Origin of the sequence: Bradyrhizobium sp. RP6 (assembly GCF_003837805.1) — a bacterium.
In the GTDB taxonomy this organism is placed as follows: domain Bacteria; phylum Pseudomonadota; class Alphaproteobacteria; order Rhizobiales; family Xanthobacteraceae; genus Bradyrhizobium.
In genome coordinates this window covers 122,402-140,862 of the sequence record NZ_RQIT01000003.1, presented here as the reverse complement: position 1 = coordinate 140,862, position 18,461 = coordinate 122,402, and the positions used below count along the sequence as shown (strand labels likewise).

Genomic DNA, 18,461 nt, shown 5'->3' with positions numbered 1-18,461 from the left:
TGTCGTCGAGGTGAATGGAGATGGACATGATGCGCCGTATCGTTCCGCTCGCTGCAGGACTCCTCTGGGCAAGCTCGGCTGTCGCCGCCGATATCAACCTTTTGAACGTGTCGTACGATCCGACACGTGAGCTCTATGTGGAGTTCAACAGGGCATTCGCGAATGCCTATCGGAAGGAGACCGGCAAGAGCATCGAGATCAAGCAGTCGCATGGCGGCAGCGGTTCGCAGGCGCGCGCGGTGATCGACGGATTGCAGGCCGACGTGGTGACGCTCGCACTCGCCTATGACATCGACGCGATCGCGAACAAGGGACTGACCGCGGCGGACTGGCAGAAGCGCCTGCCGCAGAATTCGTCCCCCTATACCTCGACCATCGTGTTCCTGGTGCGCAAGGGCAATCCCAAGGGCATCAAGGATTGGGACGATTTGATCAAGTCGGGCGTCGCGGTGATCACGCCGAACCCGAAGACATCGGGCGGGGCGCGCTGGAATTATCTTGCAGCCTGGGGCTTTGCGCAGAAGAAGTTCGGCTCGGCCGACAAGGCCAAGGATTTCATCGGCAAGCTTTATCAGCAGGTCCCGGTGCTCGATACCGGCGCGCGGGGCGCCACCGTGACCTTCGTCGAGCGCGGCGTCGGCGACGTGCTGCTCGCCTGGGAGAATGAGGCGCACCTCGCTTTGAAGGAGTTCGGCGCGAACAAGTTCGAGATCGTGGCGCCGCCACAATCGATCCTCGCCGAGCCGCCGGTCGCGATCGTGGACAAGGTTGCCGACAAGAAAGGCACCCGCAACGCCGCCGACGCCTACCTCCAATATTGGTACACCAAGGAGGGGCAGGAGATCGCCGCGCGCAATTTCTACCGTCCGCGCGACGCCGAAATTGCCAAGAAGTATGAAAATGCCTTCGCCAAGGTCGAGCTGTTCACGATCGACGACGTTTTCGGCGGCTGGACCAAGGCACAGAGGGAACATTTTGCCGACGGCGGCGTCTTTGATCAGATCTACAAGAATTGATCAGGCGCTGTCTTAAGAGGCTTTTGCAGGGGGCCTGGTGAGCGCAGTTGCAGCACGACGCCGGACATTGCCGGGCTTCGGTCTCACCATGGGACTGACGCTGACCTGGCTGTCCGTGATCATCCTGATTCCGCTCGCCGGCCTGTTCCTGAAATCGCTCGAACTAAGCCCCGAGCAGTTCTGGAACATCCTTTCCAGCCGCCGCACGCTGAACGCGCTCCGCGTCTCGTTCGGCCTCGCCTTTGCGGCGGCCTGCGTCAATCTCGTCATGGGCAGCATCATCGTCTGGGCGCTGGTGCGCTACCGTTTTCCGGGCCGGCGGCTGTTCGACGCCATCGTCGACGTGCCCTTCGCGCTCCCGACCGCGGTGGCCGGCGTGGCGCTGACCGCGCTATTCGCCGAGAAGGGCTGGCTGGGCGCGCCGCTTGCCGCGCTCGGCCTCAAGGTCGCGTTCACGCCAGTCGGCATCTTCGTCGCGATGATCTTCATCGGTATTCCCTTCGTGGTTCGCACGGTGCAGCCGGTGCTCCAGGATCTCGACCCCGAGATCGAGGAGGCCGCGGGAAGCCTTGGCGCTAGCCGCTGGCAGACCATCTTCCGCGTGATCCTGCCGTCGCTCGCACCGGCGCTGCTTACCGGCCTCGCGCTCGCCTTCGCCCGGGCCGTCGGCGAATACGGCTCCGTGATCTTCATCGCCGGCAATCTGCCCAATGTCTCGGAGATCGCGCCGCTCCTGATCGTGATCCGGCTCTCCGAATTCCGCTATGCCGATGCGACGGCGATCGCGGTGGTCATGCTGGTCGTGTCGTTCGTGATCATCTTTGCCGTCAACCGGCTCCAGCGCTGGGCGCAGAGCCGGATTCCGGCGCGGTGAGGGCGGATCATGACGATGCAGATCGCAGATTCCATACCGCTCTCGGCCTCCGACGCCAAGGCGCGTGCGCAGGCGGCGGCAGCGCGGGACAATTTGCGTACCGAACCGCGCGCGGTGCGCATCGTCATCATCGCGCTGGCGATGCTCTTTCTCACCGTTTTCGTCGTGCTGCCGCTCGTCGTCGTGTTTGCGCAGGCGTTTTCGAGAGGCGTCTTGGCCTATCTCGCCGCACTGGCCGAGCCGGAGGCACTGGCTGCAATCAGGCTGACACTTCTGGTCGCAGCGATCTCAGTCGGCCTCAATCTTGTGTTCGGCCTCGTCGCTGCCTGGGCCATCGCCAAGTTCGATTTTCCGGGCAAGACGTTCCTGATCACGCTGATCGACCTGCCGTTCTCGGTCAGCCCGGTGATTTCGGGTCTCGTCTTCGTGCTGCTGTTCGGTGCCCAGGGCTATTTCGGCAGCTGGCTGCGCGACCACGACATCCAGATCCTGTTCGCGGTGCCCGGCATTGCGCTCGCCACCACCTTCGTCACCTTTCCCTTCGTGGCCCGTGCACTGATCCCCCTGATGCAGGAGCAGGGCACGCAGGAGGAGGAGGCCGCGATCTCGCTGGGCGCCTCGGGCCTCCAGACCTTCTTCCGCGTCACGCTGCCCAACATCAAATGGGGGGTGCTCTACGGTGTCCTGCTCTGCAACGCCCGCGCCATGGGCGAGTTCGGCGCTGTCTCGGTCGTCTCCGGCCACATCCGCGGCGAGACCAATACCATGCCGCTCCTTGTCGAGATTCTCTACAACGAGTACCAGTTCGTCGCCGCCTTCGCGATCGCCTCGCTGCTGGCGATGCTGGCGCTGATCACGCTCATTGTGAAGACCGTTCTCGAACGTCATCTGGACGAAGGACAAGAGCCAAGTGACCATTGAAGTCAGAAATCTCGTCAAGTCGTTCGGCAGCTTCAAGGCACTTGACGGCGTCGATCTCAAGGTCGACAGCGGCGAGTTGGTGGCGCTGCTCGGTCCGTCCGGGTCGGGCAAAACCACGCTGCTGCGGATCGTCGCGGGGCTCGACTGGCCTGATTCCGGCGAGGTCTTCATCAATGGCGAGGACGCACTGGCGCAAGGCGCGCGAGAGCGTCACGTCGGCTTCGTGTTCCAGCATTATGCGCTGTTCCGACACATGACGGTGTTCGAGAACGTCGCCTTCGGCCTGCGCGTGCAGCCGCGCGCGGTCCGCAAGGACGAGGCGGCGATCCGTATCCGGGTCAAGGAATTGCTCGATCTCGTACAGCTTGATTGGCTCGCCGATCGCTACCCGAGCCAGCTTTCCGGCGGCCAGCGCCAGCGCATCGCGCTCGCCCGCGCGCTCGCGATCGAGCCGCGCATCCTGCTGCTCGACGAGCCGTTCGGCGCGCTCGATGCCAAGGTGAGGAAAGAGCTGCGCAAATGGCTGCGTTCGCTGCATCACGAAATCCACGTCACCTCGATCTTCGTCACCCATGACCAGGAGGAGGCGCTGGAAGTCGCCAACCGCGTCGTGGTGATGGACAAGGGCAGGATCGAGCAGATCGGCTCGCCCGATGACGTCTACGAGAGCCCGGCGAGCGCGTTTGTCCATGGCTTCATCGGTGAGTCCATCGAGCTGCCGGTCCAGGTCGAGGGCGGCGCCGTCAGGCTCGACGGCCGGCCGCTCGCCCTCGCGGCGGACGGGCTTGCGCCTGGCGCGTCAAAGCTGTTCGTGCGGCGACATGACATGTTGGTCGGCCCGCCCGGCAGCGGCGCCTTCGAGGGCGCGGTCCGGCATGTCCGCAATTTCGGCCCCGTACAGCGCGCCGAGGTCACGCTCTCGGGCGGCAAGACCATCGAGATCGACGCCCCCCGTGACAAGGAACTGCGCGTCGGCGACACGATCGGATTGGAGCCTCGCCGCTACCGGATATTTGCGGGCTAGCACAGGCCAGCACAGTCATTCCGGGGCGATGCGGAGCATCGAACCCGGAATCCCGAGATTGAGGCGCGAGATTCTCAGGTGCGCGATTGCGCACCATAGTTCGCGCTGACGCGCGCCCCGGAATGACAGCTACGATTTTCCTCAAAATTCACCTTTCAGCCACGGTTGGTATGCAACAACGCCCCCTCATTTGGGGGCCTGTAAACATGCGCGCTGCGGCCGCAATTCTCATCACTTTGCTGCTCGCCGGCTGTGCCGGCAACGAAGCACCGGTCCAGCAGCCATCCATGTACGCCGACATGGCGGTTCCGGGCTCCAAGCTCGATGCGCAGGCGGCTGCGGTGATGATCTCGCAATACCGCCAGAACAACGGGCTCGGCACCGTCGTGATCGATCCCGACCTGATGCGGCTCGCCGAGTCCCAGTCGGGCGCGATGGCGGCCGCGAACAAGATGGATCACGACGTCCGCGCGCCGCTGGCCAAGCGTCTCGCCGCCGGCGGTTATCCCGCGACCGTGGCAGTCGAGAACATTTCGGCCGGCTATCACACGCTGGCGGAAGCGTTTTCCGGCTGGCGCGACTCGCCGCCTCACCGCGCCAACATGCTCAAGGGCGGTGTCACAAAATTGGGCATCGCGGCGAGCTATGCTCCCGGCACGAAATACAAGGTGTTCTGGACCATGATCCTGGCCTCGACGGAGCCTCGATAAGCCAGACTTGATCCGGGAAGCATTGACGCCGCGGCGGAGTATCGCCACGGTGGCCGGCCTTTTGCTATTGTTCCCTTATGACCGATCATAGTCCGGAAATCGCAACAGTTCCGACGAATGCGCAACCGGTCCTGGTTCTCCAGGGCGGCGGCGCGCTCGGCTCCTACCAGGCCGGGGCCTATCAGGCGCTGTGCGGCTACGGCTTCGAGCCGGAATGGGTGGCCGGCATCTCCATTGGCGCGGTCAATGCTGCCATCATCGCCGGCAATGAGGGCCAGACGCGCGTCAAGCGGCTCAAGGAGTTCTGGGAGATGGTCTCCGCGCCGGTACCGTGGAAGCCGATCGGCAAGAGCGACCACAGCCGCGAGCTGTTCAATTCGACCAGTGCTGCGCTGATTGCGACCTTCGGCGTGCCCGGCTTTTTCACGCCGCGCATTCCGCCGGCGCCGCTCTGGCCGCCGGGGCATCCCGAAGCGGAAAGCTATTACGACACCTCGCCGCTGAAGAAGACACTGGAGCGTCTCGTCGATTTCGACCGCATCAACGATCTGAAGACGCGCCTGTCGGTCGGTGCGGTCGGCGTCACCTCGGGCAACTTCAAATATTTCGACAATTACGAGTTCAAGAAGCTCGGCAAGACCATTGGCCCCGAGCACATCATGGCCTCCGGCGCGCTGCCGCCCGGCTTTCCCTCCGTGATGATCGACGGCGAACATTACTGGGACGGTGGCATCGCTTCCAACACCCCGCTCGACTACGTGCTCGATGCCGAGGTCGAACGCGACATGCTGATCTTCCAGGTCGATCTGTTCTCCGCGCGCGGGGACCTGCCGAACTCGCTGCTGGAAGCGGCCGAGCGCGAGAAAGACATCCGCTATTCCAGCCGCACGCGGATGAATACCGATAAGAACAAGCAGCTGCACAATGCGCGGCGTGCCGTGCGGGACCTGATCAGCAAATTGCCGGACTATCTCAAGAACGATCCTTCCGTCGAATTCCTGGCGAAAGTGTCGCGCGAAAGCACCGTCACGGTGGTGCATCTGATCTACCGCAGCAAGAACTACGAATCCTCGTCAAAAGATTACGACTTCTCGCATGTTGCCATGGTCGAGCATTGGGAAGCCGGCGTCCGCGACGTGCATTTGTCGATGCGGCACAGGGATTGGCTCGAACGGCCGCAGTCCGGCGAGACCATGGTGACCTACGATCTCACGGGGGACGTCACCGCGCCCCCGGCAAAAAGGAGCGAATAGAATGGGTAGTCTGTCAGGCAAGAACGCCGTCGTGACCGGGTCGACCAGCGGCATCGGGCTGGCCTATGCGCGCGCCTTCGCCGCCGCCGGTGCCAATGTCGTCATCAACGGCTTCGGCTCACCGGAGGACATCGAGAAGGAACGCGCCAAGATCGAGTCCGACTTCAAGGTCAAGGCGATCTACTCGTCTGCCGACATGACCAAGCCCGCCGAGATCGCCGGCATGATCGCGCTCGGCGAGAAGACGTTCGGGTCGGTCGACATCCTCGTCAACAATGCCGGCATCCAGTTCGTCTCGCCGATCGAGGAATTCCCGGTCGAGAAGTGGGACCAGATCATCGCTATCAACCTGTCCTCGGCCTTTCATGCCATTCGTGCCGCCGTTCCCGGCATGAAGAAGAAGGGCTGGGGCCGCATCATCAACACGGCGTCCGCGCATTCCCTGGTCGCCTCGCCGTTCAAGTCGGCCTACGTCTCGGCCAAGCACGGTATCGCCGGCCTCACCAAGACCGTGGCGCTGGAAGTCGCGACCCACAAGATCACCTGCAACTGCATCAGCCCGGGATATGTCTGGACGCCGCTGGTCGAGAAGCAGATCCCCGACACGATGAAGGCGCGCAACCTGACACGCGAGCAGGTCATCAATGACGTGCTGCTCGATGCGCAGCCGACCAAGGAGTTCGTCACCTCCGAGCAGGTCGCAGCGCTCGCGCTGTTCCTGTGCAGCGACGATGCAGCCCAGATCACCGGCACCAATCTCTCGATCGATGGCGGCTGGACGGCAGAATAAACGTTCAACTGCGTAGAACCGTAGCAAAGGCGCGGTTGCGCCGTGCCTACCCATGCTTCGATCGAGCAAGTGCGGTGGGCACGCTTCGCGTTGCCCGCCCTGCGAAGCCGAGATCGAGGCGCCGGCTTTCCGCTCAATGGCTCCAGGCCAGAGCCGTGACGATGGCCGACGACAGGTTCAGTTCCGCGAAGATGATCCTGCCGACGACCACGAACAGGACGCAGGCGAGCGTCAGGCGCAGCACCGTCTCGGGCACGCGCGTCGCGCTGAAGCTGCCGACGATGATGCCGGGCAGCGAGCCCAGCAGCAGCACGCCCATCAGGGCCCAGTCGACGTCACCGAGCGCCCAATGCCCGATACCGGCAACCAGTGTCAGCGGCACTGCATGGGCGATGTCGGAGCCGACGATGGCCGCCATCGGCAGGCGCGGATAGAGCAGCAGCAGCACGGTGACGCCGACCGCGCCAGCGCCGACCGAGGAGATCGAGACCAGCACGCCCAGCACGACGCCGGTGATCACGGTCGCAATCAAAGTGGTGCGCGCGTCGACTTGCTGGAGGCGCTTGCGATAGCGGTCCATGATCGACTTGCGAAAAATCAGCGAGGTCGCAGTCAGCAGCAGCGCAAAGCACAGCACCAGATTGACCAGGCTGCGCTCGGCATCGCTCTTGAGGTCGAGCTTCCACAGCACCAGCAGCGTCACCGCGCTGGCAGGAATGCTGCCGCAGGCGAGCCGCAGCACCGCCGGCCAGTGCACGCTGCGCGACCAGCCATGCACCACACTGCCGCCGGTCTTGGTGGCAGCGGCATAAAGCAGGTCGGTGCCGACCGCGGTGGAAGGGTGGACGCCGAACAAGAGGATCAGCAGCGGCGTCATCAACGAGCCGCCGCCGACGCCGGTCATGCCGACGAGCAGGCCGACGGCGAATCCGGAGGCGACGTAAAGTGGATCAAGCATCTCAGGGAATGTTAGGTTGATCTCATCGGTTGGGCAATATGACGTAGAATAAATTTTCCCTGGGGCGCAACCACTTGGATGGAATAAGAAAGATTGTGCTGCCGGCCGCTGGTGGGCAAGTCGTTTTGCTTCGAGCCCGGGCTTGTCACGGAATAGGCGTTCCCCAACGACGGCGCAGGCCGCGGCGGCCTATTTGCCGAACGCCAGTACGTGCAGGCCGAGCCGCTGCCGCACGATCCAGAACAGCAGCACCGTCTCGAAGCTGAGCGAGATCGAGGTTGCGGCCGCGGCGCCGTGGCCGCCATAGCGCGGCACCAGCGCAACGCAGAGCACGAGGTTCATCACGAAGGCCAGCGCATAGGCCAGCGCGCAGATCTTCTGCTGCCCGAGCATGTTGAGCAGGCGCTCCACCGGCCCAATCGCGGAGCGCACCACCAGCCCGATCGCTGCGACGAACATGATGTCGTAGCCGACCACGAATTGCGGCCCGAACAGCCACAGCAACGGCTTGCCGAGCGCGAGCAGCACGATGGTCGCGGCCAGCGACGGCCAGAACGTCCAGTTGATGGCATGCGCCACATAGGCCGAAAGGCGCGTCTTGTCGCCGAGCGCATTGTATTCCGCAAATCGATGCGCCGTCGTGGCCGACATCGCGTAGTGGATGAACGAGACCAGCGCCAGCGTCTTCACCACGGCGAAATAGACGCCGACCTCGTCCGAGGGGCGGAATTGCTGCAGCACCAGCACGTCGGTGTAGGAGAGCAGCAGGTAAAAGCTCTCGACCAGCAGGATCGGCAATGAGATGGCGAGCCAGCCCTTGACGTCATAGGCTTTTGGTCCCGGCTCGATGTGATCGGCGAGCTTGCGGTTGAGCGCCAGCATCTGCCCGGTCATCGCGATCCACACCGCACCTGCGCTCGCGACCATCGCGGCGACCGCGCCGAGATGATAGCCGAGCAGGAATGCCGCGGCCGTGAGGCCGATGATCAGCGCCTGGCGGATGATGAATTGCGGCATCAATCCGAGCTGCATCCAGTCATGCGAGCGTGCGATGCCGTCCTGGGTGTTGGCGACGACGAAAGCAGGGAGCGTCATGCAGCCGATATAGAGCGGCAGTTCCTCGGCCGGATCGATCCAGGGCGATAGCAATTTGACGATGCCGGCAAGGCCGAGCGACACCAGCGTGGACACGGCAAAGGTCAGCCAGCGGCTGCCGGAGAGAAAGCCGCGCAGCAGCGCCTGCTCGCCGCTGGTGCGGTACTCCGGGATGATCTTCTGCGCGGAGGCAGAGATTCCAAAATCCATCATGCTGCCGAGCAGCAGCACCCAGGTCCAGACAGAGACATAGACGCCGTAGTCGGACGTGCCCATCCAGCGCGCAAGCAGAACCTGCGAGACATAGGCGAGACCCGCGCTGATCACGCGGATGATGAAGATGGTGCCGGCGAGCCGCCGCGTCAGCGACGCCTCGCTCGATCCGCCCGTCAGCTTGGCCCGCAGCCGCGCGATCAGCCCGGCCCATGCGGTCGTTGCGGGTTGTGCGTCCATCACGGCCACGTCGAACAGTCCCAAGCAGCCGCAAGCTGCGGCATGCCAGGGGACTAGCAACCATTCGTTAAGATTCGGTTGGGTGGACGCTAGTTCAGATTCGTATTGAACTCGTACGCCTTGTCAGGCCCGACCAGCGTGAACTTCAGCGCCGCGCCATCCGGCTTGGCGCCCGGCGGCAGCCCGTCGAGCTCGAAAGAAAACCGCATCACCCCAGGCGGGCCGTGCGGCACCGGCGCCGGAATCGGCAGCGCCCAATCGGGCGTCGGCCCTTCCACGAACAGATTGACGTTGCGGCTGTCCGGCGTCACCACGTCGACCACAACACTCTTGGGCCCGTCGCGCTTGACGTCGCGGATGGTCAGCGGATTGGGGTCGCCGATATTGGCGGGCTTGGGCACGGTGTCGAGCGCGGCACGCAAGTTCGCATCCTCGGTCGAGGCGACGCTGTTGAAGCCGAGCTCGGCGCTGGCCTCGACCGGAATGCAGAGCTTCTCGCAGACCGCGTAATTGATCTCTGCGCGCAAGGTCACGGGCTTGTCGGCCGCCTTGGCGACGATGCGCAAGGGCAGCACGATCTGGTTGTGGTAGCCGATCGAATGGCCGCCCGCGCCGTCGTCGAATTTCAGCGGCGCCGGCCACATGATCGTCACCGCCTCGACATTCTCGGACTTCGAGAAGTCGAACCGCGGTGGAACGCCGGAATCGCCCGGTGTGCGCCAATAGGTCTTCCAGCCGGGCTGGAGCTGGAACGCGATACCGCCAAGCAGGACCGCGCCGCTGCGCGATCCCGCCAGCAGCCGCACCGCGGAATGTCCGTCGCGCTGCCACGGCGAAGCGTCATCGGCACGTGCTACGATGGCCAATGAGGACGCAAGCAAGGTTGTCGCGACGCCAATCGCCGCACGCAGGGGAACTCTTGTGAGCATGGCACGTCTTTACAGGGTCGGCCCAGGGCAAACCATTGAATTGCTTGTGATGGATGCACTTGAATCAAGTCAGAGCAAGGCTTGATTTGACAGCCGCCCGGCCCGACATCAGGATAGGAATTGAAACCGGAGTGCTTCACCGATGGCTCCCACAGGCAAGAGGACGGGCGAAGGCACCCGCAGCTCGGGCCCCGCACTGCCCAATTCGGCCGGTTATCTCGACGGCCGGCTCCTGATTGCGATGCCCGTGATGGGCGATTCCCGGTTCGAGCGGTCGGTAATCTATCTCTGCGCCCATTCGGCCGAGGGAGCGATGGGCATCATCGTGAACCACCCCGCCGGCAGCATCGACTTCCCCGAGCTGTTGCAGCAGCTCGGCATCATCAGGAAGGGCGAGCACATCAAGCTGCCGGAGAATGCCGAAAGCATGAAGGTGCTGCGGGGCGGACCGGTCGACACCGGCCGCGGCTTCGTGCTGCATTCCAGCGACTTCTACATCGAGAACGCGACGCTGCGGATCGATGACGGCGTCTGCCTCACCGCGACCGTCGACATCCTGCGCGCGATCGCCCACGGCTCCGGTCCCAAGCACGCCATCCTCGCGCTCGGCTATGCCGGCTGGGCACCGGGACAGCTCGAGACGGAGATCCAGAGCAACGGCTGGCTGCATTGCGATGCGGATGCCGATCTGATTTTCGGCGACGACGTCGACGACAAGTACAACCGCGCCTTGCAGAAGATCGGCATCGATCCCGGCATGCTCTCGAACGAGGCCGGACACGCGTAGCGTCAGTGCTGCTGTCGCAAACCCTCCGCTGTCGTGCCCGAAGGCGGGGACGACAGCGGAATAAGACGCGCCTACTCCGCCGCCTGCTGCTGCACCGTCGGCTCAGTCCCCGCCACCGTCGCCCGGCGCATGTCGCGGGGCTGGGACTGGTCGTAGCGGCGGACGCGGTGCATGGTTTGGCGGTTGTCCCACATCACGAGGTCATGCAGCTTCCATTTGTGGACATAAACGAATTCCGGCTGCGTCGCATGCTCGTTCAGGTCGCGCAGCAGCAAGCGGCCCTCGGGCACGCTCATGCCGACGACCTTGCCGGCATGCGATGAGAGATACAGTGATTTGCGGCGATGGACGGGATGGGTCCGCACCAACCGTTGCAGCACCGGCTTGAACATCTCCTTCTCTTCGTCGGTGTACTCGGTGAAGCCGAGCGATCCCCGCGAATACATCAGCGAGTGCTCGCAGACGAGGTCCTCGATCTCCGCCTTGGTCTCGTCGTCGAGTGCGTCATAGGCCGCGCGCATGTCGGCGAATTCGGTGTTGCCGCCCTTCGGGTTCACCACGCGCGCCGACAGCAGCGAGAATTTCGCCGGGATGGGACGGAACGAGCTGTCGGAGTGCCAGAGGCAGTTGCCGAGGTTGAACAGATGCGTGCGGCTGTCCTTCGCAAGCGGCTTGCCGTCCTTGCCGAGATTGGAGACGTCGTTCAAGCCGGATTGCAGCCGGTAGTCCTTCTCCTTGGTCACGGTGCCGCCCCGCGCGTCCTCGCGCCGGCCGAAATTCAGCGCGAAAGCCATCTGCTGCTCGTCGGTGATGTCCTGGTCGTGGAAAACCAGAACCGCATATTTGTCCATGGCCGCCTCGACCTGGCGCGCTTCATCCGGTGTGAGAGGCTTTCGCAAGTCGAGGCCGGAAACCTCGCCGACAAAATGCTTCTGAAGCTGCCGGATGGCGATCGTCATGACGTTCTCTCCCGCGGGTCTCGAGCGGTTGTTCCCGCTCTGTTGACGAAAAAGCTACTCCCGCGTCAGTCGTTGTCAACGCTTCGAGCGCATGGCTCTCACGCGTTGCGCGCCATCAGGCCGCCATCGACCGGGATCACCGCGCCAGTGAGGAACGACGCTGCCGGCAGGCACAGGCTCAGCGTCATATGCGCGACCTCCTCGGGGTCGCCATAACGGCCGAGTGCGGTGCGGCGCTTGGCGTAGATGGTCTTGTGCTCCTCGGAGATGCGGTCGGTGATGGCGGTGCGGATCGGCCCGGGGCAGATGCAGTTGACGGTGATGCCCTCGCGGCCGAGCTCCACCGCCAGCGAGCGGGTGAGGCTCGCAACGCCACCTTTCGCTGCCGAATATGGGCTGTGCAATGCGGTGGCCCCGAGCGCCTCGGTCGAGGCGATGTTGACGATGCGCGGGCTCTTCGACTTGCGCAAATGGGGCAGCGCAGCGCGGATGATGCGCGGATGCGCCGTCAGCATCACGGCGATGCCCCTGGCCCAGGCGTCCTCATAGGCCTCGTCGTCGATCGCGACACGCACGGAGATGCCGGCATTGTTGACGACGATGTCGATGGCCCCGAAATGTGCGGCGACATCGCCGACCACACGCTTGATCTCGCCGCCGTCGGCAACGTCGAGCTTCCACGCCCTTGCTGAGCCGCCGCTCGCCGCAATTTCCCTGGCGACAGCATGCGCACCTTGCTCGTCGAAATCCGTGACGGCCACGTTCGCGCCCTCGGCGGCGAACACGCGCGCGGTCGCGCGTCCCATGCCGCTGGCTGCGCCGGTGACGAGAACGGTCAGGCCCTTCACGGACCGGCTGAGCTCCCTGGAGTCGGACATGCTGTTTCCTCACGCCGTGCTTGTTCTTGTTGTGATTGACAAGGCTGGCATCGATCCGCAGACAGGTCAAACAAGCAAGACAAAGGGGAGGCCGCGATGGCGAACGAGCTCGATTTCTCAGGCAGGCAAGTGCTGGTGGTCGGCGGTTCCAGCGGCATCGGCAACGGCATCGCGCAGGCTTTTCGCACGAGAGGCGCACATGTCGCGGTTTGCGGCACGCGTGCTCGGGCTGCGGAATATTCCATCGAGGAAGGCTCCGATCTCACGGGCCTCGCCTATGCACAGCTCGACGTCGGCAATGCCGGAGCGGTCGAGGCCTTCAAGCCCTCCTTCGACAGGCTCGACGTACTCGTGCTCGCGCAGGGCGCGGTGCTCTATCGCCGCGGCGAGTTCGAGATGGCTGGCTTTCGCAAGGTGGTCGAGGTCAACCTGATGAGCCTGATGGCCTGCGCGACGCGCTTTCATTCCATGTTGCGGGATTCCAAGGGTTCGCTGATCATCGTGTCCTCGACCGCCGCCTATCATTCCACCATGGGCAATCCCGCCTACAATGCGTCAAAGACCGGTGCGGTCGGATTGACGCGGACGCTGGGCGAGGCCTGGGCCGAGGACGGCATTCGCGTCAACGGCATCGCGCCCGGGCTCGTCGACACCAAGATGACGAAGGTGACGACCGACAATCCGAAGCGGCTCGAAGGCGCGCTCGCGCGCATCCCGCTGCGGCGATTGGGCACGCCGGCCGACATGGCGGGCGCGGCGCTGTTCCTGGCTTCGCCGCTGTCGTCCTACATCATCGGCCAGACGCTGGTCGTCGATGGCGGTCTCATTCTCTGATCACGTGGAACTGCACTGCTTCTGATCGGTTACTTGGGCTGACCCCCGAGGAGGAGCATCATGGATACGGATCGGATTGTTGGATCGGCCAAGGAATATGCCGGACGCGCGGAAGGCGCGGTCGGAGACATGGCAGGCGATGCGAAGACGCAGGCGTCGGGCAAGGCGCGAGAGGCCGCGGGCACGGTGCAGAATCTCTACGGCCAGGCCAAGGATGCAGTGCGTGACGCCACGGACACCGCCGCAAGCTATGCCAAGGACGCCTACGAGAACAGTGGCGACACTTTTCGCGACGGCTCGAAGGCAATCGCGCAGAAAGTGCAGGACAACCCGCTCGGCGCGCTGCTGGTCGCCGGCGGCATCGGTTTCGCGCTGGCGCTCCTGATGTCGCGGCCGGCCCGCCGCCCGCCGCCGCGCTGGCGCTACTAGGGCCGAGCCAATGCCACGTCATTCCGGGCTCGCACCTTCCAGTGCGAGCCCGGAATTCCTTCACCGGTAGCGATAACGGGGCTGATGGGCCGCGCCGCGCTGCCTGCGCCCCGGAATGACATCTCAAATCAACAAGACAGATTACCGGAACATCTCCGCCGATCGCCCGACATTGGCAGGCGGGCGCGAAATCCCCGGATTGGAATTCGGATTGCGCGGCCCTGGGGCCGGCGTCCATTGCCGCGGCTGCGGAGAGCCGAAGCCGAAGAAATCCCGGACTGCGGGCGTTGCCTGGGCCGGCTGCTGCGGCGGGACCTGCGGCTTCTTCGGCGCGAGCTTCGGCGGCGCGATCACCGCGGCCGCTCCCGGCGAACGCTGAGCCGCGCCGCCGTCGGGCGTCGTTGCAGCGATTGGCGTGTCGCCCTTGGCCTGCTCACGGCCGACTTCCCGGTGTGGCCAGGCATAATCGTCGGCGCGGCCGGCCGGAGCTGCCAGCGGTTCGCCCTTCACCATGGTCTTGGCCGCGAGCGCATCGACGGCAGCGGGACGCGTGCCCGGCCCACCCAGCAATTGATCGGTCGAGATCGAAGCCGCAACCAGCGGCACGATCGGCCCCGCCAGCGGACGCGGCGCCGGCTTGCCCGGCTCGGCGCTGGTATCGGGGGTAGCGGGCTCGCTGGGCAGCGCGATCGGGCCGGAGCGTCCCGCAAGCAGGCGCGTGATCTCGCGCTCGACATAGTGTGCGAGCTTGCGGGCGCCGGCCTTGGTGAAATAGACGCCATCGGAGCTGCGGAGCTGACGGATCTGGCCTTCGAAGTCCGGGCCCTTCTGGAGGAAGCGGCCGGCTTCGTCGACGAAGCCGTCCCACACATCGACATAGGTGATGCCGGCCTTGGCTGCGCCCTCACGGTACAGCGAATCCAGGAACAGGGTGTCCGCGGTGCCCTTCGGTCCGCGCACTGCGGGCAGGCCGACCCAGAGCACAGGCACGCCCTTGGACTTGAGGACGCCCGCGAGCTCCTCGATCTTCTTGCCGTAGAGCTCGACCCACCGGTCGTCGCGGAATTCGTAGAGGCCGTTCGGGTTGCGCGCGGTCTTCTCCGGCGCGGCCGCAGGCGTGTCGGCATTGTCGGCATCGTCCTGCGGCAGGTCGACATCGGCAGGCTTGTCGTCGGGCTTGGCGGCGGTATCGGTACCATTGGGCTTGGCGTCGCCGGACTTGGCGTCACCGGGCTTGGCGTCACCCGGCTTTGCCTGCGGCTTGGCGCGCGCACCCTTGTCGTTCTTCTTGTCCTTGTCAGAGGCCTTGTCCGGCTTTTCGGCGGCCGGCTCGCGGATCGCGATGCGGTCGTTGAGGCCGAGCATGACCACGATCACGTCGGGCTTTTCGGTCTCGAGAATGCCCTTGGCCGCCGCCGCCCAGTCCGCAGGCTCACCCTTCGGCTGATATTTGATGAGACCGGATGTGGTCTTGTGCTTGCGGATCACGCCCATGTCGGGCTGCTCGCTGTAGGCGTCTTCGAGGCCATAGGCGAGCCAGTCGGCCATGGCGTCGCCGATCACCAGCACGTTCTTCTCAGGGGTGGTGTCGCGCTTGGCCGGCCCCGGTGCGCGCGAGAAATCCTGGCGCGGCGCCTGCGGCTGTTGCTGCGGGTACGGTGCGAAGAAGTCGCCGCCGAACCATCCGCCGCCACCTCCGCCCCGTGGCGGGGGCGGGGCCGCGCGCTGCGGCGGGCCGCCGAAACCGGGAAAATTGAAGAACTGCGCCGAGGCAGGTCCTGCGACCGAGACCAGGATCGCAAGCGCCGTCCCCAGCGCGATCAGCGGGCCGGTCTCGGTCAGCACCTTGAACAGGGACTTCTTCGACATGCGATCTCGGGCGCGCGAGGGGATTGGAAGCACTCAATATAATAACGGAATCAGGCCGCAAACGGGCAGATTCTCTTTGCAGATTCTTCTCCATAGGCCGGGGAACGGCCGCCGCCGTCAAGGCTGCCTATCGAAATCCCGCCTCAGGGTTACTTTCGGCGCGATTTTACCGCCCGCGCAGCCGGTCCAGTACGTCCGATGAGGCAAACCCGTCGGCGGGCACCCCGATCGAGGTCTGGAAGTTGCGCAGGGCTTCCCGGGTCTGACCGCCGAACTGGCCGTCCGGGGTGCCCTTGTAGAAGCCGCGCTGGGCCAGCAGCTGCTGCAGTTCCAGCCGCTCGGTGCGCGCCAGCTCCCGCTCCTGGCGCGGCCAGGGCTGCACGAAGGGCTGGCCCCCGCGCAGGCGGTCGGCGAAATGGCCGATGGCCAGCGCATAGGCCTCGGCCGGATTGTACTTCATGATGACGCGGTAATTCTGCAGCATCAGGAAGCCCGGTCCTTGCGCGCCGGCCGGTGCCAGCAGATAGGCTTTCTCCGCCGGGTGCGGGAAGGGCTGCCCCGTCGCCCGCTTCAGCCCAAGCTTCTCCCATTGCGCGATCGTCATCGCCTTGGCGCGGTCGGCCAGCATGTAGTTGAAGTCCTGGGGCACCACGACCTCGTAGCCCCAGGTCTGGCCGGACTGCCAGCCGTCCTTCTTCAGGTTGTTGGCGGTGGAGGCGATCAGGTCGGTGGGATTGTCGACGACGTCGCGCCGTCCGTCACCGTCGCCGTCGACCGCAAAGCGCTTGAACGCGGTCGGCATGAACTGCGTCGGGCCGAAGGCGCCGGCCCAGGAGCCGCGCAGCTGCTCCGGACGCAAATCGCCGCGATTGAGGATCTCCAGCGCGGAGAGGAATTCGTCCTTGAAGTAGGCCTGGCGGCGGCCGATGCAGGCGAGCGTCGCGGTCGATTGCAGCACGCTGCGGTCGCCCATCTGCGTCGAATAATTGGACTCGATGCCCCAGATCGAGGCGATGATGTAGCGGTCGACGCCGGTGGCCCTTTCGGTGGCGTCGAACTGCGCCTTGTACTTGGCCAGGATCTCGCGGCCCCTGGCGAGGCGGTTGTCGTTCACGAGAATGTCGAGATAGTCCCAGATAGACTTGGTGAACTCCGGCTGCGAGTCCATCAGGTCCATGATGCGCAGGTCGGGTGAGAGCCCGGCCGTGAAACGCTGGAAATTCTCCTGGGTAATGTTGCGCCGTGCGGCATCGGGCCACATCGCGGCGACGCAATTGCTGAAATTGCCCGCGGCCTCGCGGATAGCGGCGGCCGTCATCAGCGGATGACCGGAGGCGCCGTCCTCGCCGCTCCAAGGTTGAGCGCCGCCGGGCCCGGGCGGCGCTTGCGAAGGTGCCGGATTGGAGCCGGAAAAGATCCCGCCGAACAGATTGGACAGGCCGTTCTGCGCCTGGGCGTGCGCGCAGGCCGGCAGCAGCGAAGCGGCGGCAACCATCGCTGCGCCGGTCAGAAATCCCGCCCGTTTTGCCAGCCCTGCCATCGTTTGCATCATGTTCCACCCGTCGGCCTGAAAAATCCGACACAGGAGGCCCGGTTAGCGTTGCCAATAGCTTAACAAAGGTGAAATTTTGGTGACGGTCTTTTTCTTAACTCTGTCGGGGCGAGGCCCCACATCCGCCTTTGTTGCCAGCTGCAAACAGGCTAGCAAGATGCCATTGCTCCCGTCACATGTGTCCCCAGGTATTCGATCGATCACATGAGAATTCGTAAAGCTGTATTCCCCGTCGCCGGCCTCGGCACCCGCGTCCTGCCTGCCACCAAGGCGATGCCGAAGGAAATGTTGACCATCGTCGACAAGCCGCTGATCCAGTACGTCTATGACGAGGCGAAGGAAGCCGGTATCGAGCACTTCATCTTCGTTACCGGCCGCAACAAGAGTGTCATCGAGGATCATTTCGACCGCATGTTCGAGCTCGACACGACGCTGGCCGCGCGTGGCAAGAAGGCCGAGCAGGACATCCTGGCGCAGAACCAGCCGGAAGCCGGTGCCGTCAGCTTCACCCGCCAGCAGGCGCCGCTCGGCCTCGGCCACGCGGTCTGGTGCGCACGCGACATCGTCGGCGACGAGCCGTTCGCCGTGGTCCTGCCCGACGAACTCGTGCTCAACACGCCGGGCTGCCTGAAGCAGATGATCGAGATGGCATCCTCACTTGGCGAGAAATCCAATCTGATCGCGGTCGAGGCGGTGCCCGATCATCTGACCCATCAATACGGCATCTGCGGCGTCGGCAAGCGCAACGGCAAGATGTTCGAGGTCGACGGCATGGTCGAGAAGCCGGCCAAGGGCACGGCGCCCTCCAATCTCTCGATCACCGGCCGCTACATCCTTCAGCCGGAGATCTTCAAGATCCTGGAGACCCAGGAGCGCGGCGCCGGCGGCGAGATACAGCTCACCGATGCCATGATCGGGCTTGCCAGGTCGCAGAAATTCTACGGCGTCGAGTTCGAGGGCGAGCGCCATGATTGCGGCTCCAAGCCCGGCTTCCTGCGCGCCAACATCGCCTACGGCATGAAGCGCCCGGAATTGCGCGAGGGGTTGATCGCCGAGATGAAGAAGTATCTGGCGCAATCATAGTCACACCCCCGGTGTCGTCCCTGCGAACGCAGGGACCCATACCGCGT

The 18,461-nt window shown here is 64.5% G+C and carries 18 protein-coding genes; 11 read left to right on the top strand and 7 right to left on the bottom strand.

Translation table 11 applies throughout. The features are described from left to right. Positions 1 to 14: 14 nt before the first annotated feature. The 7 genes from EHH60_RS09520 to EHH60_RS09490 all read left to right on the top strand — a co-directional run bounded on the left by EHH60_RS09520 (position 15) and on the right by EHH60_RS09490 (position 6,588). Positions 15 to 1,016 (top strand): sulfate ABC transporter substrate-binding protein, encoded by a 1,002-nt coding sequence (locus EHH60_RS09520; RefSeq protein WP_124159211.1) that lies wholly within the window; start codon positions 15 to 17, stop codon positions 1,014 to 1,016. A 37-nt stretch (positions 1,017 to 1,053) separates the two neighbouring features. Beyond that, complete coding sequence (gene cysT / locus EHH60_RS09515) at positions 1,054 to 1,890, top strand: sulfate ABC transporter permease subunit CysT (protein ID WP_199751379.1); 837 nt, start codon at positions 1,054 to 1,056, stop codon at positions 1,888 to 1,890. 9 nt (positions 1,891 to 1,899) lie between these two features. After that, positions 1,900 to 2,811 (top strand): sulfate ABC transporter permease subunit CysW, encoded by a 912-nt coding sequence (gene cysW, locus EHH60_RS09510; protein ID WP_124159209.1) that lies wholly within the window; start codon positions 1,900 to 1,902, stop codon positions 2,809 to 2,811. Further along, on the top strand, positions 2,801 to 3,835 hold the full coding sequence (locus EHH60_RS09505) for a sulfate/molybdate ABC transporter ATP-binding protein (RefSeq protein ID WP_124159208.1): 1,035 nt from the start codon (positions 2,801 to 2,803) through the stop codon (positions 3,833 to 3,835). The genes cysW and EHH60_RS09505 overlap by 11 nt, the downstream gene beginning before the upstream one ends. A gap of 206 nt (positions 3,836 to 4,041) precedes the next feature. Beyond that, entirely contained in the window at positions 4,042 to 4,545 is a 504-nt protein-coding gene (locus EHH60_RS09500) for a CAP domain-containing protein (RefSeq protein ID WP_124159207.1), read from the top strand. Between the two features lie 77 nt (positions 4,546 to 4,622). Beyond that, entirely contained in the window at positions 4,623 to 5,798 is a 1,176-nt protein-coding gene (locus EHH60_RS09495) for a DUF3734 domain-containing protein (RefSeq protein ID WP_124159206.1), read from the top strand. A 1-nt stretch (position 5,799) separates the two neighbouring features. Then, complete coding sequence (locus EHH60_RS09490; RefSeq protein WP_124159205.1) at positions 5,800 to 6,588, top strand: 3-hydroxybutyrate dehydrogenase; 789 nt, start codon at positions 5,800 to 5,802, stop codon at positions 6,586 to 6,588. Between the two features lie 133 nt (positions 6,589 to 6,721). Here the strand turns inward: EHH60_RS09490 and EHH60_RS09485 are convergent, their stop codons facing one another. The 3 genes from EHH60_RS09485 to EHH60_RS09475 form a co-directional block, all read right to left on the bottom strand. Beyond that, positions 6,722 to 7,546 carry a sulfite exporter TauE/SafE family protein gene (locus EHH60_RS09485; protein WP_124159204.1) on the bottom strand — a complete coding sequence of 275 codons (825 nt, stop codon included), beginning with the start codon at positions 7,544 to 7,546 and terminating at the stop codon, positions 6,722 to 6,724. Positions 7,547 to 7,735: 189 nt separating this feature from the next. Then, positions 7,736 to 9,103 (bottom strand): flippase, encoded by a 1,368-nt coding sequence (locus EHH60_RS09480; RefSeq protein WP_199751378.1) that lies wholly within the window; start codon positions 9,101 to 9,103, stop codon positions 7,736 to 7,738. A gap of 80 nt (positions 9,104 to 9,183) precedes the next feature. Then, positions 9,184 to 10,023: a protein-disulfide reductase DsbD domain-containing protein gene (locus EHH60_RS09475; protein ID WP_124159202.1), complete on the bottom strand. Its 840-nt coding sequence runs from the start codon at positions 10,021 to 10,023 to the stop codon at positions 9,184 to 9,186. 142 nt (positions 10,024 to 10,165) lie between these two features. On the opposite strand from EHH60_RS09475, the gene EHH60_RS09470 reads away from it, so the two are divergent. Next, positions 10,166 to 10,810, top strand: a complete 645-nt coding sequence (locus EHH60_RS09470) for a YqgE/AlgH family protein (RefSeq protein WP_124159201.1) — start codon at positions 10,166 to 10,168, stop codon at positions 10,808 to 10,810. A 71-nt stretch (positions 10,811 to 10,881) separates the two neighbouring features. On the opposite strand, the gene EHH60_RS09465 is transcribed toward EHH60_RS09470, so the two are convergent. Together EHH60_RS09465 and EHH60_RS09460 are read right to left on the bottom strand one after the other, a co-directional pair. Beyond that, complete coding sequence (locus EHH60_RS09465; RefSeq protein ID WP_124159200.1) at positions 10,882 to 11,769, bottom strand: TauD/TfdA dioxygenase family protein; 888 nt, start codon at positions 11,767 to 11,769, stop codon at positions 10,882 to 10,884. 98 nt (positions 11,770 to 11,867) lie between these two features. After that, on the bottom strand, positions 11,868 to 12,647 hold the full coding sequence (locus tag EHH60_RS09460; RefSeq protein ID WP_194389919.1) for an SDR family NAD(P)-dependent oxidoreductase: 780 nt from the start codon (positions 12,645 to 12,647) through the stop codon (positions 11,868 to 11,870). Positions 12,648 to 12,743: 96 nt separating this feature from the next. Between EHH60_RS09460 and EHH60_RS09455 the strand changes: the two genes are divergently transcribed. Together EHH60_RS09455 and EHH60_RS09450 are read left to right on the top strand one after the other, a co-directional pair. Next, the gene (locus EHH60_RS09455) at positions 12,744 to 13,481 is read left to right on the top strand and encodes an SDR family NAD(P)-dependent oxidoreductase (RefSeq protein ID WP_124159199.1); all 738 of its coding nucleotides are present in this window, start codon (positions 12,744 to 12,746) and stop codon (positions 13,479 to 13,481) included. Between the two features lie 60 nt (positions 13,482 to 13,541). Continuing rightward, positions 13,542 to 13,910 carry a CsbD family protein gene (locus tag EHH60_RS09450; RefSeq protein ID WP_124159198.1) on the top strand — a complete coding sequence of 123 codons (369 nt, stop codon included), beginning with the start codon at positions 13,542 to 13,544 and terminating at the stop codon, positions 13,908 to 13,910. Positions 13,911 to 14,051: 141 nt separating this feature from the next. Here EHH60_RS09450 and EHH60_RS09445 read toward each other — a convergent pair whose 3' ends face one another. Together EHH60_RS09445 and EHH60_RS09440 are read right to left on the bottom strand one after the other, a co-directional pair. Then, positions 14,052 to 15,779, bottom strand: coding sequence for an SGNH/GDSL hydrolase family protein (locus EHH60_RS09445; RefSeq protein WP_124159197.1), 1,728 nt, complete (start codon positions 15,777 to 15,779; stop codon positions 14,052 to 14,054). 166 nt (positions 15,780 to 15,945) lie between these two features. Beyond that, complete coding sequence (locus tag EHH60_RS09440) at positions 15,946 to 17,328, bottom strand: lytic murein transglycosylase (protein WP_245454452.1); 1,383 nt, start codon at positions 17,326 to 17,328, stop codon at positions 15,946 to 15,948. A gap of 207 nt (positions 17,329 to 17,535) precedes the next feature. Here EHH60_RS09440 and EHH60_RS09435 point away from each other — a divergent pair, with 207 nt between their 5' ends. After that, a complete protein-coding gene (locus EHH60_RS09435) occupies positions 17,536 to 18,414 on the top strand; it encodes a UTP--glucose-1-phosphate uridylyltransferase (protein ID WP_124159196.1) in 879 nt (292 codons plus the stop codon). Positions 18,415 to 18,461: the final 47 nt, after the last annotated feature.